At 70.3% G+C, this 16,481-nt stretch carries 10 protein-coding genes; 6 read left to right on the top strand and 4 right to left on the bottom strand.

All coding sequences use genetic code 11. From position 1 onward, the window contains the following. Window positions 1-1,998: 1,998 nt before the first annotated feature. The 4 genes from ACWDX9_RS47455 to ACWDX9_RS47440 form a co-directional block, all read right to left on the bottom strand. Window positions 1,999-5,241 (bottom strand): BTAD domain-containing putative transcriptional regulator, encoded by a 3,243-nt coding sequence (locus ACWDX9_RS47455; protein ID WP_449967215.1) that lies wholly within the window; start codon window positions 5,239-5,241, stop codon window positions 1,999-2,001. A gap of 1,420 nt (window positions 5,242-6,661) precedes the next feature. Next, window positions 6,662-7,624 (bottom strand): hypothetical protein, encoded by a 963-nt coding sequence (locus ACWDX9_RS47450; RefSeq protein WP_449967213.1) that lies wholly within the window; start codon window positions 7,622-7,624, stop codon window positions 6,662-6,664. Then, a complete protein-coding gene (locus ACWDX9_RS47445) occupies window positions 7,621-8,121 on the bottom strand; it encodes a hypothetical protein (RefSeq protein WP_449967211.1) in 501 nt (166 codons plus the stop codon). Before ACWDX9_RS47445 ends, ACWDX9_RS47450 begins: the two co-directional genes overlap by 4 nt. 1,176 nt (window positions 8,122-9,297) lie before the next feature. After that, window positions 9,298-10,011, bottom strand: coding sequence for a GntR family transcriptional regulator (locus ACWDX9_RS47440; protein ID WP_355196157.1), 714 nt, complete (start codon window positions 10,009-10,011; stop codon window positions 9,298-9,300). 199 nt (window positions 10,012-10,210) lie between these two features. Between ACWDX9_RS47440 and ACWDX9_RS47435 the strand changes: the two genes are divergently transcribed. The 6 genes from ACWDX9_RS47435 to ACWDX9_RS47410 form a co-directional block, all read left to right on the top strand. Next, window positions 10,211-11,242, top strand: a complete 1,032-nt coding sequence (locus tag ACWDX9_RS47435; RefSeq protein ID WP_449967208.1) for an autoinducer 2 ABC transporter substrate-binding protein — start codon at window positions 10,211-10,213, stop codon at window positions 11,240-11,242. Window positions 11,243-11,249: 7 nt separating this feature from the next. After that, window positions 11,250-12,746, top strand: coding sequence for a sugar ABC transporter ATP-binding protein (locus ACWDX9_RS47430; RefSeq protein ID WP_449967206.1), 1,497 nt, complete (start codon window positions 11,250-11,252; stop codon window positions 12,744-12,746). Next, window positions 12,743-13,735, top strand: a complete 993-nt coding sequence (locus tag ACWDX9_RS47425) for an ABC transporter permease (protein ID WP_449967204.1) — start codon at window positions 12,743-12,745, stop codon at window positions 13,733-13,735. Before ACWDX9_RS47430 ends, ACWDX9_RS47425 begins: the two co-directional genes overlap by 4 nt. Further along, a complete protein-coding gene (locus tag ACWDX9_RS47420) occupies window positions 13,732-14,715 on the top strand; it encodes an ABC transporter permease (protein ID WP_449967201.1) in 984 nt (327 codons plus the stop codon). Before ACWDX9_RS47425 ends, ACWDX9_RS47420 begins: the two co-directional genes overlap by 4 nt. Further along, window positions 14,712-15,674: a carbohydrate kinase family protein gene (locus ACWDX9_RS47415; protein WP_449967198.1), complete on the top strand. Its 963-nt coding sequence runs from the start codon at window positions 14,712-14,714 to the stop codon at window positions 15,672-15,674. Before ACWDX9_RS47420 ends, ACWDX9_RS47415 begins: the two co-directional genes overlap by 4 nt. Next, a partial coding sequence (locus tag ACWDX9_RS47410) for an ADP-ribosylglycohydrolase family protein (protein ID WP_449967195.1) occupies window positions 15,671-16,481 on the top strand: 811 nt, incomplete at its 3' end. The genes ACWDX9_RS47415 and ACWDX9_RS47410, both read left to right, overlap by 4 nt.

Genomic DNA, 16,481 nt, shown 5'->3' with positions numbered 1-16,481 from the left:
GGGGCTGATGGCGGCGGGGCTGATGCTCAACCGCTCCGTGTCGCCATCCGTCGCGCTGCGGACCGCGCTGCGGCGCGCGCCCGCCATGCTCGCGGCCGGTGCGATCATGCTGCTCGGGTGGGCGGCGATCGTGGCCGCCGGGCTCGGCGTGGCGTGGGTGACCGCTCAGTGGTGGTTGTCGATCCTCGTCATGGTGGTGCTCGCGGCGCTCGCGGCGCCGTTCCTGCTGGCCATGCCGGCCGTGATCCTGGAAGGGCGTTCGGGATGGCGGGCGCTCGGCCGCGGCCATCGCCTGGCCGGCGGCAGGCTGACGTACGCCGGGGTCACGCTGCTCGTGGGCGTGGTGGGGGTGCCCGCGCTGGCCTGGCAGGGACTGGACCGGCTCATGCCGCTGTTGCCCGACTCGATCGCGACGGCCGTCACGGGTGTGGGGTACGGCGTGGCGGGCGTGCTGACCGCTGTCTTCCAGGCGGTCGTGCTCGCCAGGATGTTCCTGTTCCTGCCGCACGAGAGCGAGCGGGAAAGGGTGTCCGAGGAGGTCTCGCGCCTGCTCCCCGACGGTCCGCCCGCTCCCGCCAGGCCCGTCCGGGTGGTCGCGGCGCTGGCGCTGCCGGGCCTGCTGTACGGCGGCGTCGCCCTGATCAACCCGCTCGGCTGGGCGGAGGTCGCGAAGACGAACGCGGAGACGAACGCGGAGACGACCGTCGCAGAGGGATGGACGCGGGATTCGAAAAGCTCGGGCGGCGGCGGTCTCGGTCCCTACTCCGTTGACCTGCGTGCCCTGTACTCCGGCACGGACCGGCCGCTGACGATGGTCATGGACAACGAAAAAAGCCGGAACGGCTCGGTCGGGACCAGCTTGCTCGCATGCGAGGATGCCAAATGCCGCGACACCACGCTCACGTGGGCACGCGGGCAGAACCAGTTCGGCCTCGTGGCGGGCAGCGCTCGGCTGGCCGACGGGCGCCTGGTCCTGGCCGTCTGGACGAAGGACCCCGGCGAGCCGCCCCGACGCATACCCACGGTCCGGCTCGGCCTGCTGATCTGCGACCGGGAAGGGTGTATTTCCCCGGAGGGGGGCAAACCGCTCTCCGGGCCCATCAGTTACAGATTCGGCGCCGACGCCGTGGCCGTACGGCCGAACGGCGGCTTGGTCGTCGTGCGAACGCGCGAGAACTTTGCGAGCCGGGCCAAGCGAGCTCCGCATATGGTCTCGTTCACGTTCTGCGACGACCCGATCTGTTCCCGGCCCGAGCGCAAGATGTCCGCTAACCTGGACGCGACCTCCGGGGACAACGATGAGCGCGCCCTGGCGCTGGTGGTCGGCGCGGACGACCGGGCGGTGGCCGCGCGCGCCGACTCCAAGACCGGCGCCATGTCCGTGATCGCCTGCGCCGACGCGGCCTGCACGACCCCGCGGGTGACAAAGCTCGAGGAGGGCAGGGCAGATTCCGGGTTTTCGGGGAGCCAGCACTCCAGCCGCAAGCGCGGCAACGTGTCCATGGCCATGCGAGCAGACGGGCGGCCGGTCATCGTACGCCGCGACGTGTCGGACGGCTCGATCAGCCTCCTCGACCGCCGTGACCGGACCTGCGCTCAGATCGACAAGGTCGCGCTGGCGGGTCCGGATCGCTTGCGTCGGCTGCCCGCCCTGGTACTGGACGCGGCAGGGCGGGCGCTGGTGGCCTACGAGGATCGTGACGCCCGACAGATCGTGCTGGCCACCTGCTCGGGCGGCACGTGCGAGACCGCCGTCGTGGCCAGGATCCAGTACCTCGCCAATAGCGTGGCCATGACCCTGGACGGCCATGGGCGGCCGGTGATCGCCTGGGTGGACGACAGCGGGGGGATGTACGAGCGCGAATGGGCGCTCAAGGTCACCCCGGCCGATCGAGGAGACGATCCTGGACACCGCGGCCGGCTTGGCCGGACTGGGCCTGCTCCGCAACACAACGCGAATGGCCGACGCGTAGCCGACCCCATCTCGCCGCATCGCGATCAACATCCTGCCGGATTCTGGTCGAGATCGGCCAGGAACCTCTCGGCGCGGCGGGCGAAGAGGTGGGCCCCGCGTTCGCCGGATCGGGCGCGGGCTTCGTCGGCGGCGGCTCGCACGACGTCGACGGGTTCGCCGCGGGCGTGCAGCAGGCGGGCGCGCAGCAACAGGAGAAGTCCTTCGGCATAGCGTTGGCCGTGGGCCTTGACGGCCTGGTCGGCCCGGTCGAGGGCGGTCGCGGCCTTGTCGGGCATCTCGGCTGCCAGCCACATCTCGGCGATCAGTCCGTACCAGTAGGCGAGGCCCCATCTCGGCGGGTCGAGCAGGGTCGCGGCCAGGAGATGTTCGGCCTTGGCCGCGGTGCCGGCCGGGTCGTCACCGGTGAGGGCACGGGCCCAGTACCAGTCCAGCCGTATGTAGGCTTCCTGCGCGACGCCGGGACGGTCGGCGCTGGCCGCGACCCACCGCTCGGTCGCGTGCATCGTCCAGGTCGTGTCACCGGCCATCGTGGCGGCCATGGTTTGGTAGCGGGTCCAGCCCGACATCTCAAAGGGGTCTCCCTCGGCCTGGTACACCGTGCCGAGCAGGGACCGTCCCGTCTCGACATCGCCATGCAGCGTGGTGATCACGGCCAGATAACCGACCCACTCATCCTGGATCCGCCAACGTCCGAGGTCGTCGCGGCGTCGAACCGGGACGCCCCCGACCCGGCAGGCAAGGTGGTACATGCTTTCCTGAGCCGGCCCCGGGTGCGGGTCGGCCGAGTTCGCGAGCAGCGAGGCAATGCCGTCCGCAGTGGTACGGCCTACCCAGCTGAAACACTGATACGCCGCACCGATGTCGCCGATGTCCCAGTGGTACAGGCCCCAGGCCTGCCGGCCGTACGCCTGGATGATCGGGTTCGCGGACGCCTGGCCTTGCTCATGCAGCCGGCGAGCCCACACCCCACGGTCTTTCTCGGTGGAGACGTAGGCCCCGGTCATCCGAACGAAGAGAAACTCGGCCTCAGCCGTCTCGCGGCCGAGTCTGCGGGCAAGATATGCGCCCCGTTCCAGCAGATCGAACGTCGAGCCGCCCATTCCCGGGGGCTCGACGGCGAGGAGGTTGAGCAGCGACAGGACGGACAGTTCCAGCTCCAGCAGCCCTGCCGTCCGGGCGATCTGGACGGCCGATTCCAGGTTCCGATAGGCGGCCGCGAACGCGAGCTTGGTCGCCGCGCGGCGACCGGCGCGCGCCAGTGCCTCCGCGGTGCGAACCGGGTCGGCCAGGGGGCCGGCGCCCCGCAGGTGGTAGGCGAGGCGTTCGGCGACGGACTCGTCGTCCGCATGGATGTGTTCGAGGGCGTCGGCGACGCGCAGATGCAGCTGGACGGCCTGCCGCCGCGCAATGGTCTCGGTGACCGACTCGCGGACCAGGTCGTGCGCGAAGCGCCACGAGAACGGGTCTTCCGGCTTGGTCTCCAGGAGACCGAGTGCTTGCAGCGGTTCGAGGCGTTCGAGGCAGTCCGCGACATCGACGCCGATCGCGCGGGCGAGCAGGTCCAGGTCCACGTCGCGGCCGATGACCGCGGCGATGCGCAGCAGGCCGTGAGCGCTGTCGTCGAGACCGGACATCCGATCGCGGACGACGTCTCGCACAGTGGCCGGCACGCCGGCCCGTACTGACGCGCCGCCGTCGCCGAGCGAGCCGCCGTCGCTGAGCGAGCCGCCGTCGCTGAGCAGCCGGGACAGCTCCTGGACGAAGAACGGGTTGCCGGCGGTGCGGGCATGGATGCCGCGGGCGACTTCAGCACCGGGATCGTGGCCGGTCTCGCGGCGGATGAGCTCGGTCACGTCGGTCAAGCCGAGCGGGCCGAGCCGGATCCTGCGGTGGCCGGGCAGCCGGCTGGCCGCGGCCAGGACCCGCGACAGATCAGAGCCGGGCGTGGGTGCTCGATCGCGTAGCGCACCGATGATCACCGTGCCGGCGGGTAGCCGGGCCGTCAGGTGGCCGAACAGCTGGAGCGAGGCGGCGTCGGCCCATTGGAGGTCATCGACGATCAGCAGCGTGGGCCGTTGCGCCGAGGCCTGCCCAACGGCGGTGACGACCTGCTCGAACAGGCGAAACTGGGCACCGCTGTCGGGAATGGCCGGCGCGGCGGCGTAGTCGTCTCGCGATTCCAGGAGGCTGCCGAGCTCACTGGCGAGCCACTTCTCCCGCAGCGGCGCGGGCAGGCTGTCGAGAATCGGGCGGAGCGTCTGTTCCCAGGGCCACATCGACGGTGTTCCGTCGCCTTCCAGGCACGAACCCCAGACGACCAGCGCGCCACGCCGGCTCGCTTCGGTGGCGATCTCTCGTACCAGGCGGGTTTTGCCTACGCCCGGCTCGCCTTCGACGATACGGAGCGCTGGGCGGCCGGTGAACGCCATCTCGACCGATTGCCGCAGTAGGGCGAGTTCCTCGGCCCGGCCGACCAGCCCGGCTGCCGTTCGCGCCGACGCGCCGTCATCCCCACCGTCCGTACGCGCCACGAGCGGCGACGCCGAGGGCTGCGACAGCACTCGCAGGTGTGCGGCTTGCAACTCCGGGCCAGGATCGATACCGAGTTCGTCGGCAAGGCGGGCGCGGACCTCGCGGAACACCGACAGTGCCTCCGCCTGGCGTCCCGCCGCCCCGAGGATGGAGATGAGGCCGGCCTGTACGGGTTCGTGGAACGGCGCCATCGATGCGGCCAGCTGCAACGCCGGCAGCACCCCCGCCGGTCGGCCCAGCGACACCGCCAGTTCGGCTGCTTCGGTGCACGCGGCGTGAAACTCGTCGTCGAGGGCGGCGAAGGTCGGCAGCGCGTTCGATCGGTGCGTGAACCCGTCGCCCGCACGGCCCCGCCAGAGGCCGAGCGCTTCGACATAGCGATCGAGCGCCGTTTCCAGGCGTTGCCGTGCCAGGGCCGCCTTGGCGGTCTCGACGAGTTCCCGGAAGGTGCGGAGGTCCAGGGTGCCGGGGGCGGCGGTGAACTGGTAGGAGCCGCTGCGGTGGTGCAGGTATGAGCCGGATTTACGGGCGGGGGTCGCGGGTTCGAGCAGTCGCCGCAATGCGCCGACGTATTTTTGGATGACGTTGAGCGCGCTGTTGGGGACCTCGTGGTCCCAGACCAGGTCGATCAGCTCACTCGTGCTGACCGGCCTGCCCACCCGGGCCAGAAGCAGGGCCAGCAGATAAGCCTGTTGCCGGGGGCCGGCATCCAGTTCGACACCATCGCGCCACACCCGCAACGGGCCCAGGATCTGAAGGCGTAAGAGAGCGCCACCGGCCGGCTGATCATCGACGCCTGGCCGGACGGGATGAACGGGCAGAGCCACCTCGGCTCCCGGGTGAGTCGACAGATTGCCAGCTAGCCAACCGTCCAAATCATACCGCAGCAGGGCGAAACCTACCGGAGTCCGAGAAGGTCAGGGCGGTCACCGTCTATCGACGTGTTCGGGGGTCAGAGAGATTTGGAACGGAATCCGGCGTTGACGGCGTTCTCCCAAGGTCAGTCGCACACTGCCATTGCGGTCTTCAGGACGTGGTAACGCCGGTTTCCGTTCCATCGCAGCAGTCGGCGGGCACCCGGTGTACCCGGTCTGCCGCCGCAGCGTCAGCGTCGACCAAGGGGTGAGCAACTCGCCCTGGTCTCCTGCCGAACGATACGAGTCCACCTCTGCCGCGCGTTTGTGCTGGTCAGGCAAATGTGTTGGATATTCGGCGGATACTGAGCGAACCCCGAGCCTGCTGAACACAAGATCATCATTCTCCAACGCGCACCAAGAGGTCCGGGCCCTTCGATGGCGATCTTCTGCCAAGCGGAGGCGTCTTTCGCCCAGTGCGGTGCTGCTGATGGCCGGTGGCACGCTCTGACCTGGGCTAGCGACTATCGGATGTACTTCGTGGCAGCTTCGTCAACGACAGGCCGATCCGCGGCGCGGCCCTGGACGCGCTCCTAACCGGCAGCGAGAAAATCACCAAGGTGAGAGCGTCGCCTCCTACGTTGAACGCCTGGCCATCGCAAACCACCTCGCACCGACCCTCCTGCGGGCGCACTTACAGGGGTCACCGGACTTCCGAGGGCGCCCGCAGCTGGACCGACTCGCAGCCGCATGCGGACGCACTCAGGACGTGCTGCGGCGCACCCTTGCCGGATTCCTCTGCGAGAGGTGCGCCGCCCCGCTCCGCCTCGGAGTGCAAGGGAGCAGCTCGCTGGTGTTCGGCCACTTGCCGCCGACTGGCATACCGCCAGCGCCACCCCGAACGTTTCCGACCAGCGCCACAACCGCCGGTCGTGAACTCACGCGAGGCATGCGGAGCTTCTTTCACTTCACCTGCTCCGTCTCGTTGGTGCTCTCGCGATTGCCGCCACGCCGGCCGGACAGCGCGCCGACGATGCGGTCGATGCGATGCTGTCCTGCCTCGCGACGACCCCCGTGGTCTGCCTCGGCTCTGGTGCTCAGACGCGTGCCGAGTATGGGCCTACCGAGAGCGCCGCAAGCAACGTCGCATGCAGAATGCCTGACATGGATCTACGACCGGAGCTGCTTCCCCCGCCCGTCTCCCACGAGCGCCAGGAGCAGCTGGGCAGGGAGATCGACCGGATCGCGGAACTCATGGAAACCGGCAGGCTGACGGAGGCAAGCGAGGCCGTTGCGGCCTTCAACAGGTTTCGGGGCTCAACCGAGCGTCCTGGATGTGCCGGGCGACAGCTCCATGCTTGGGGCTGGAGAGGTTGTACTGGATGTGCGGAACCACGTTGGTGAACACGCAGGCCTGGTCGTGCGGCCGGCCGAAGATGGAGAAATAGTCGGCCGAGTCGCAACGCAGCGGCAGATCCAGGGTCTTCCCCTCCCCCGAGGGCACAGGAAACGCCTCCGACTTGCTGTTGGTGACCAGGTGCCAGCTCGGACGGGTGAGCTTCTCACGGGTTGCGTCGCCGGGATAGGCCGGGGCATGGACGTCCCACCACGTCCACCGGGTGGTGGTGTTCCACCTCTCCCACGTGGTCCTGTCCTCCACCTGGTCGGTCGTGCACAGGTCCGTGTCCCGGCACTTGGGCTGCACCCCGAAGAACTGCTGGCTCGGATCCTCTGTGGCCGTCCAGTTCACGTAGCGGACGGTGGCCGGCACCGGCCGCCAGAACACCCGGATGGACCGCTGGGTGTTGCTGCCCAGAGCCACCATCTCCCAGCGAATCCAGATGCTTCCCTTGTAGACCCACTTGCCTGACTGATCCAGCTTCCCGTACTTGGTCTCGTGCTCGATCTCCTGGCACCACAGGAGCCGGTTGTAGGTCCAGCCCGCCGTGCGCCGCGCCTCGCGCTGGACCAGGCAGTCGTTGGTGTCGGGCTGGGGAGGCGTGGTCGGGAAGTCGGCCGCGGCGGCGAGCAGGCCACTCGTCGGACGGCTCTGCGGGGCCTTGTCGGCGTCGAAGTAGGAGTTGTTGCCGAGTTCTCTGGCCATGCGCAGCGCCTGCTCGTGGGCGTCGGCGTCCGAGGGCGGCGGGGCCGCGGCCACCGCCGTCGCGCTGGTCGAGGCGACCGAACAGGCCGTCGCCGCGAGGAACAGCGCTGCCGGCACGCGGACGGCACGCGACCGGAACAGACGGGATAACCGGCTCATGAGCGGACCCCCGTCCGCTCGGGCACGCCCTTGCGGGTGAGCGTGTTCTCCCAGGGGCACCACGGCAGATTGGGGATCGGGCCGTAGTTGACGCCCCCGGTGACGTGCGTGGCAGGGAAGCTGCCCCACCCATCGGAGTCCCAGGCCTCGTCGGCCAGAGTGTAGAGCCAGATGTCGTTGTACCACTGCTGGACGGGTGGGTTCTCCGGCCCGTGGGCCTGGCAGACGAACCAGCTGTCGCTCGCGTTCAGCCTGCCGATGGGCGTCCACGCGCCTTGGACGTGGTTGTAGACGTCGCCCGTGCGGTAAGCACGGCAATAACGGGTCTGCCAGCGGACCCCCATGGGGTCGACCGCGACCGGTCCCGTCCCCCAGCACCCGTCGGGCGGTTCCGTGGGGGGCGGCGGGGCCGCGGCATTGGCGGGCGATACGGCGAAGACGGCGACGGCCAGCGCGCACAGCGCCGTGACGCTTGTCAGACGCCTGACAACGGACATGGTTCTCCTTCGCTGATGATCAGGGGAAATCCGCTGAATCGTGATGAAGAGAGAGAAGAGCGGTATTCCATGCGATGCCGGTCCGCTGACTGTCCAACCCACGGGCGTTGTTCGGCATCGAGGCTGCGCGGCCGAACAATCAACTCCGAACAGCACCTGACGACCCTGCGCATCCTTGACCAGCGAGGAAGCCATGCGGGCCCACGGCTTGTAGCGCTGAAAGGCTGTTGGAAAGCACGGCAGTGGCGGCGATACGTGTACTGCGACGGCCTCGCCCAGGGGCGTCGAAATTCGGGTGGGGGCGAGGGCGGAGCTCGTGTGGCGTTCGTGGCGAAGGGCGCTGGTGGCGGTGGGTCCATCACGGATGTGTGCGCTGGGCGACCAGGGCAGGGCATTCTGTGAACCTTGCGAAGGTCCGGGGCGTCGGAGGTCACATGGAGGCCATCCCAGGAAGGAGGAGGCGGCGGAACGCATCCAGCGATTCGGGCTGCCGTTGGAGGACGACGTGGAAGAAAAGAATTGATCAGCGGCACGCCGCCTTGGGTGCGGTCAGCCGGAGAAGGTCCCACCGTCGCAAGCAGGCATCAGTGCCCGCCGAAATGGAGTGGCCTGGATCACTGCACGCCTCGTGGACCACGTGCACGGCGCTCTCGCGCTTTTACTCCCCCTGCCGACGGGGCGCCGGACCGGACTCGCGCTCATCAACGCGGAGGCTGTGCCGCTCCGCCGATGACGCCCCGGCTCGGCGGAGCGACCAAACGCACGGGAAATGCCCCAAGCCCACGCCCGCATAGAGCGAGCAAATCATCTCAGAGGTGCTGAAGCGGAGACTGCAGGCGTCGACCGGTGTGAGGATGTTGCGCTCTCGGTCGGTCCGGGGTCTCCGGAATCGCGCGCTGTGGCGGGCGCATGACCTGGGCAGTACCCCTTGGTGACGATCAGCCGTCCACGGGCGGCGGTGTAGGCAGCGGGATGCGTGGCGGGGACCACGCCTTGGCACGTATGGCAGTCCCAGATATGCGCGGCGCCAACCAGAAATGGGTACTCCCATGACCGTGGCCGGCGTCGTGCTGACGCGGCGGCATGACGTCACCGACGGGCAGTAGGCTGGAGCCGCCGGTTCCCGCCGTCTCGGGCCATCACATGCCCGCCGCTGCTGTGGATCACTCCCGTGCTCTACGCGCGCAGCTTGACCACATATCGGTAGCGATCCCCGCGAGCCGCCGAGCGCGTGTACTCCACCGGTCTGCCCGCCCGGTCGTACGTCCATCTCCTGATGACGATCAGCGGACTGCCGAGCGGGACGCCGAGCACGCGGGACTCCCGCTCGTCGGCGGCCTCCGCGTGGATGCTCTCCGTGGCCTCGGCGACCTTGGTGTCGAGGTCCTCGGCGAGCGAGGCGTAGAGCGACTGGCGCCGCGCCAGTGCCTCGGGGTCGATGCGGGAGCCGATGCGGTCGGGAAGCCAGGAGTCGAGCAGCGCGAAGGGCGAGCCCGAGCCGGTCCGCACCCTGCGTACCAGCCAGACGACCTCGGAGGGGAGGAAACCGAGTATCTCCAGCGGAGGGCTCGGGTCGCGGTGGACCTCGACCCCGCTGATGCCCGGTTCCAGCCCCAGGTCGCGCAGCAGTGTGGTGAAGCTGCGCAGGCTGCCGAGCGAGTGGCTGATGCCGATCTCCGCGTTGACGTAGCTGCCCGAGCCTCGGCGCCGGGTGATGAGGTTGGCCGCGGCCAGGCGGTCGAGCGCCACGCGCACCGTGTTCCTGCTGACGCCGTACTCGTCGGTGAGCGCACCCTCGGACGGCAGCCGCTCCCCGGGTTTGTACCGGCCTTCCAGGATCCGTGTACGCAGCGAATCAGCAACGATCTCGTGCGCATGGCGCTTGGTCATGCGGGCCCATCTCCCCTCGCTCGCAAAGCCTGCGCAGACCGAGGTACCAGTGAACGGTTAACGAGCACAACATATACCAACAGGATTCGGATTTGTACCTACAACTCTTGACAGTGTTCGGTACTGATTCCTAGCCTGTTCGACACAGGCGGCACGGGGCGCGCCTTTGGACCTGTCAGTCGTCTCGTCGGGATGCGTTATGCGAAACATCAGAGCCGGGCTCGTAGCAGCCCTGACAGCGGCCGCGCTGGCGGCCTGTTCGACCGTGGGAGGTGCGGCCGGGCCCAGCGCCGCGTCCAGCGGCGGCGGTGGCGGTGGTGGCGGTACGAAGGTCGCCTTCGTCTCCCAGGTGGAGGGCGTCCCCTACTTTTCCGCCTTCAAGCACGGTGCGGAGCAGACGGCGCAGTCGCTCGGCATGTCGTACACCCAGGCCGGACCGGCCACCGCCGACGCGACGGAGCAGGTCCGCATCTTCAACAGCCTCGTCCAGCAGGGCTACGCGGCGATCGCGGTGTCCCCGCTCGACCCCCGCTCGATGAACCCCGCCATCGCGGCGGCGCGGCAGAAGGGCATCGTCGTGGTCACCGCCGACGCCGACGCGCCCGACAGCCAGCGCCAGCTCTTCGTGCAGCAGGCCACCGACGCCGCGCTCGGATCGACAGTCATGGACGAGATCGCCAAGGCGATGGGCGGCAAGGGCAAATACGGCATCGTGTCCGGGGCCGCCGACACGCAGACCTTCAACAGCTGGGTGGCGCAGGCGCGCAAGCGGCAGGAGTCCGCCTACCCGGACCTCCAGCTCGTGGGCGGCGTGCGCTACACCACCGACACCGCGCAGGCGCTCAAGGAGGCGCAGGACCTCATGACCGCGTACCCCGACCTCAAGGGGATCATCGCGGTGCCCTCGACGGCGGTGCCCGGCGTGGCGCAGGCCGTGCAGAACGCCGGCAAGGCCGGCCAGGTCGCGGTCTCCGGCTTCGGCTCGCCCAAGACGGCGCGCACGTTCGTGGAGTCGGGCTCGATGACCTCCACCGTCCTCTGGGACGTGCCGAAGCTGGGAAACCTGACCGTCTGGGCGATGAAGCAGCTCCTGGACAGCAAGGAGATCGCCCCTGAGTCGTCCGTGCCGGGCCTGCAGCAGCCGGTGAAGTACGAAGCAGGCAGCAAGACCCTGGTGCTGGGCCCGCCGATGGTCTTCACCAAGTCGAACATCGCGAAGTTCGATTACTAGGAGCGACGTGCGGACCATCCTCTCGGTCTCCGGCCTGTCCAAGAGCTTCGGAGCCACCGCGGCCCTCACCGACGTCGGCTTCACGCTCGGCGCGGGGGAGCGGCTGGCCGTGCTCGGCGAGAACGGCGCCGGCAAGTCCACCCTGATCAAGCTCATCGCCGGCGTGCACCGCCCGGATGCCGGCGAGATGACCCTGGACGGCGCGCCGCACCGGCCCGCCTCACCCGGCGACGCGCTGGCCGCCGGCGTCAGCATCGTCTACCAGGAGCCGTCGTTCTTCCCGCGCCTGTCCGTGCTGGAGAACCTCTTCGTCGGCCGCGAGCCCCGCGACCGCCTCGGCCAGGTCGACTGGCGCGGGATGCGCAGGCGCGGCGAAGAGCTGTTCAAGCGGCTCGACGTGCCCGTGGCGCTGCTCAGCCGCCGCATGGACGCGCTCAGCCTGGCCGAGCAGCAGCTCGCCCTGATCGCCAGGGCCGTCGACGTCGAGGCCAAGGTGCTGATCCTGGACGAGCCCACCTCGATCCTCACCGACGCCGAGGTCCGCCGGCTCTTCCGCATCGTCGAGCGGCTGTCGGAAGCCGGCGTGGGCATCCTGTACATCACCCACCGCTTCGAGGAGCTGGCGCACGTCGCGGACCGGTTCATCGTGCTGAAGGACGGCCGGCTCGCCGGCGACCTGCCCGCCGCGGCTGCGGACCACGACGCGATTCTGGAGATGATGTCCGGCAGGCCGGTCAACGCCACGATCAGCCGGTCGGCCTCCGATCCGGGCCCCGTCGTGCTGGAGGCCGACCGGATCACGGTGCCCGGCACGCTGTCCGACGTAAGCCTGACCGTGCGCGCGGGCGAGGTCGTCGGCCTGTACGGGCTCGTCGGCGCGGGACGTACCGAGCTGGCGCTGACCGTCTTCGGCATGCTGCGGCCCAGCGCGGGATCGATGCGTGTGGAGGGCCGGCCGTACGTGCCGCGAAGCCCGCGCGACGCCATGGCGCACGGGATCGCCTACCTGCCGGAGGACCGCAAGACGCTGGGCATCTTCCCCGGCATGGACACGCTGAGCAACCTCACGGCCGCCCGGCTGCCCGCCCTGCTGGGCAGGCTCGGCGTCATCCGCCGCGCCCAGGAGCGCGAGCTTGCCGGCGGCTGGGTCCGCAGCCTGCGCATCAAGGCCCCGGCGCTGAGCTTCCCCGTCACCGGGCTGTCCGGCGGACACCAGCAGAAGGTGCTGTTCGCCCGGCAGCTCGCCACCGAGCCCAGGATCCTCATCCTGGACGAGCCGACCCGCGGCATCGACGTGGCCACCAAGACCGACATCCAGCAGCGGCTGGTGGAGGTGGCCCGCGGCGGCACGGCGGTGCTGGTCATCTCCAGCGAGCTACCGGAGCTGCTGGCCGTCTCCGACCGGGTCTACGTCATGCGCGAGGGCCGGATGGCCGCCGAGCTGAGCGGCCAGGACCTGACCGAGGACGGCGTGCTGCGCGCCACCATGGGGGTGAGCAGGTGACCACGACCACCCTCTCCCCCGTGGCTGCCCCCTCGACCCGGACGCTGACCCTGCTGCGCGACGCGCTGCTGCCCATCCTCCTCGTCGTCGAAGTGATCTTCTTCGGCCTCGCCGCCCCCGACTTCCTGTCCGCCGCCAACCTCGCCAACGTGGTCATCAACTCGGCCGACCTCGCGCTGCTGGCGGCGGGCATGACGCTGGTCGTGCTGCTGGCGGGGATCGACGTGTCGGTCGGCCCGATGCTGGGCGTGGTCGCCTGGGTCGGCGCCACCCTGTTCGTCTCCGGGCTGCCGCCGCTGCTCGTGGTACTGGTCTCGGTGCTGCTCGGCGGCGCGCTCGGCGCCGTCAACGCCGGGCTGATCGTCGGCGGGCGGATCTCCCCGATCATCGCCACCCTCGGCACGGCCGCCGTCTTCAAGACCGTGCTGTTCCTCCTGTGGGACAGCACCGACGTGTTCGCCGGTCCTGTCGTGTCCCTGCTCGGGTCCGCCCGGGCCGGCGGCGTCCCCCTGGTGGGCCTGGTCGTCCTGGCGGTGTTCGGGATCTTCACCTACGTCCTGCGGCGCCGCGTGTTCGGCCGGCGGCTGTTCGCCATCGGCAACGACGCGGAGGGCGCCCGGCTGCTCGGCGTGCCTGTCGCTCGCACCTCGTTCGCCGCGTACGTGCTCGTCGGAGCCCTCGTCGGCGTCGCGGCGCTGATCTACGTGGGCAGGGTGGGCGTCGTCCAGGCCACGGCCGGCCAGGAGCTGACCCTGTCCGCCATCGCCGCCGTGGTCGTCGGCGGCACCAGCATTTTGGGCGGCGAGGGCGGCGTGCTGCGCACGCTCGGCGGCCTGGTCTTCATCGCGCTGCTGCAGAACGGCGTCGTGCTGATGGGCGTGCCGCCGCTGTGGAACGGCGTGCTCGTGGGGGTGGCGGTCGCCCTCGCGGTGGCCTTCGACGTCCTGACCCGGCGCACCCTCGACAAGCGGATCGGAGCGCGGAAATGACAACGGAAGCCCTGACCAGGCGATCGGTCCGGGATCGCGTGGGCGACCGCAGGGTGTTCCTCGCCGTGCTCGTCGTCGCGCTCGGCGTGGTGATGAGCCTGCTGTCGCCGTACTTCCTGCAGATAGGCAATCTCCTGGCGATGACGCAGTACGGCGCGGTCATCGGCCTGCTGGCGCTCGGCCAGGCGTTCGTCATCCTCGGCGGCCGGGGCGGCATCGACCTGTCCGTCGGGTCCGTGCTGAGCCTGTCCGGGATCGTCATGGGGCTGCTCGCCCAGAACCTCGGGCTCAGCCCGTGGCTGGCGGCGGTGGCGGCCGTGGTCTTCGGCGCGCTGCTCGGCTCGGTCAACGGCCTCATGGTCGCCCGGCTGGGCCTGCCGCCGCTGATCGTCACGCTGAGCACGCTCTTCCTGTACGGCGCGCTCGCCCAGGTGCTGACAGAGGGCGGCCAGCTCGGCGGGTTCGACAGGGAGGGCTTCGCGGCGCTCGGGCAGAGCGCGATCCTCGGCGTACCCACCCAGGTCCTGCTGATCCTGGCGCCGATGTTCGCGCTGGGGATCTGGGCGCAGAACCGCACCGCGTTCGGCCGCCGCCTGCACCAGGTCGGCACCAGCGACAGGGCCGCCGGCCTGGCCGGGATCGACGTGAACGGGCTCAGGTTCCGCCTCTACTGCCTGTCCGGCGCGCTGGCCGCGCTCGGCGCCGTGGTGACGAACGCCTGGCTGCTCACCGCCCGGCCCAGCGCGGGCACCGGCATGGAGCTCCAGGCGATCACCATCGCGGTGCTCGGCGGCATCGACATCTTCGGCGGGCGCGGCCACCTCAGCGGCGTCCTGCTGGCGCTCGGCGTCGTGGTGGTCCTGTCCTGGGGGCTGCAGCTGGCCCAGGTCGGCAACTCCGTACAGACCGGCATCCTCGGCCTGGTCCTCATCGGCGCGGCCCTGCTGAACAACCTGATCAGCAGGAAGGCCGCCGGATGACCAGCGCAGCTGTCCCGTCCGTCGACGTGCTGGCGGTGGGTGACGCCAGCGTCGACTACTTCGTACGGGTGCCGCACATCGCCACGGCCGACGACAAGGCGATCGGGCGGCTGGTGGGCGTGTACGGCGGTGGCATGAGCGCCAACCTGGCCGCCGCCGCGAGGTTCGCAGGAGCGCGCGCCGCCCTGGCCACCGCAGTCGGCTCCGACGAACCAGGCCGCCAGGCCCTGGACCGGCTCGCGGTCCAGGGAGTGGACGTCTCCGCCAGCATCACCGTCCCCGGCGAGCACACCTGGTTCTGCGTGATCCAGCTCGACGACACCGGCGAGAAGTCGCTCGTAGGCGCCGTGACCGAGGTGAAGATCCCCGCCGCCGACCAGATCTCCGACGACCTGCTCCGTACCGCTCGGGTCGTCGCGCCGCTGGCGGACGACCTGGACTGGGCGACCGGCCTGGCCGCGCGCGCCCGCGCGAGCGGCGCCAGGGTGGCCGTGGATCTGGAACCCGGCGCCGTCGCCGGGCGGTGGCACCAGGTGCGTGCCCTCGCCCGCCACAGCGACCTCGTCTTCTGCAACCAGGGCACGGTCCAGGTGCTGGCGGACGGCGACCCCGCGCGCTGCGCCGAGCTGCTCATCTCCGCCGGCGCCGGCGTCGTCGTGGCGACCGGCGGGCGGAGCGGCGCCGCGTGCCACAGCAGGGAGGAGAGCTGGACCGCGCGCGGGCCGGAGATCGACGTCGTGGACACCACCGGAGCGGGGGACGCGCTGGCCGGCGCGTTTACCGGGTCATGGATCCTCGGCCACTCCCTCGCCGACAGCCTGCGCGCCGGCGTCGCCACCGCTTCCCTGTGCGTCAGCCACCTAGGCTCGCGCGCCTACCTCGATGCCGGCACCGGCATCGAGACCTACGCGCGGAACGTCACCCTCGACCCCGCGCCCCGTCTACAAGGAATCCGATGACCACACTTCTGGACCGCATCCACGGCAGCCTGGCCGCCGCCTGCATCGCCGACGCGCTCGGCGCCCCCACCGAGGAACGCTCCATCCCGGAGATCCGGCAACTGTTCGGCCGGCGCGTGGAGAGCTTCCACGCGCCGCTGCCCGACGCGCCGTACGCCGTCGGGCGCAAGCCCGCGCAGATCACCGACGACTCCAGCCAGATGCTGCTGCTGGCCGAGGCGCTCATCGAGCACGGCGGCGAGATCACCCCTGAGGTCATGGCCGACCTGCTCATCGGCTGGTCCGGCAACCCCGACTACTTCCCCCACTTCGCCGGCCCCACCACGCGCCGGGCCATCGAACGCCTCAAGGCCGGTGACGACCCCTGGGACGTGGGCAAGGCCGGGCGCATCATGAGCGAGGGCGCCAGCAACGGCGGCGCCATGCGGGTCGCGCCCGCCGGCCTGGTGCATCCCGGCGACGTCGAGGGCGCCGTCCGCGCCGCGCACCTGACGTGCGTGCCCAGCCACCACACGAACATCGGCGTCGCCGGCGCCGCGGCCATCGCCGCCGCCACCGCGGCCGCCTGCGTGGACGGCGCCGACCTGTTCGAGGTCGTACGGGCGGCCCGGTACGGCGCCGAACTGGGCGAGCGGTTGGGGTCCGAGCAGGGCAGGCACGTCCCCGGGCCCTCGGTCGCCCAGCGGATCGACCTCGCCGTCACGCTCGCCGTCCAGTCCCGCGACCTGGACGACGCCATCGAGCGGATCGCCGCCGTCATCGGCACCGGCCTGCCCGCCGCCGAGGCGTGCCCGGCGGCCATCGGGC

The organism is Nonomuraea sp. NPDC003201 (assembly GCF_053590415.1).
This window is presented reverse-complemented; position numbering and strand designations above follow the sequence as displayed.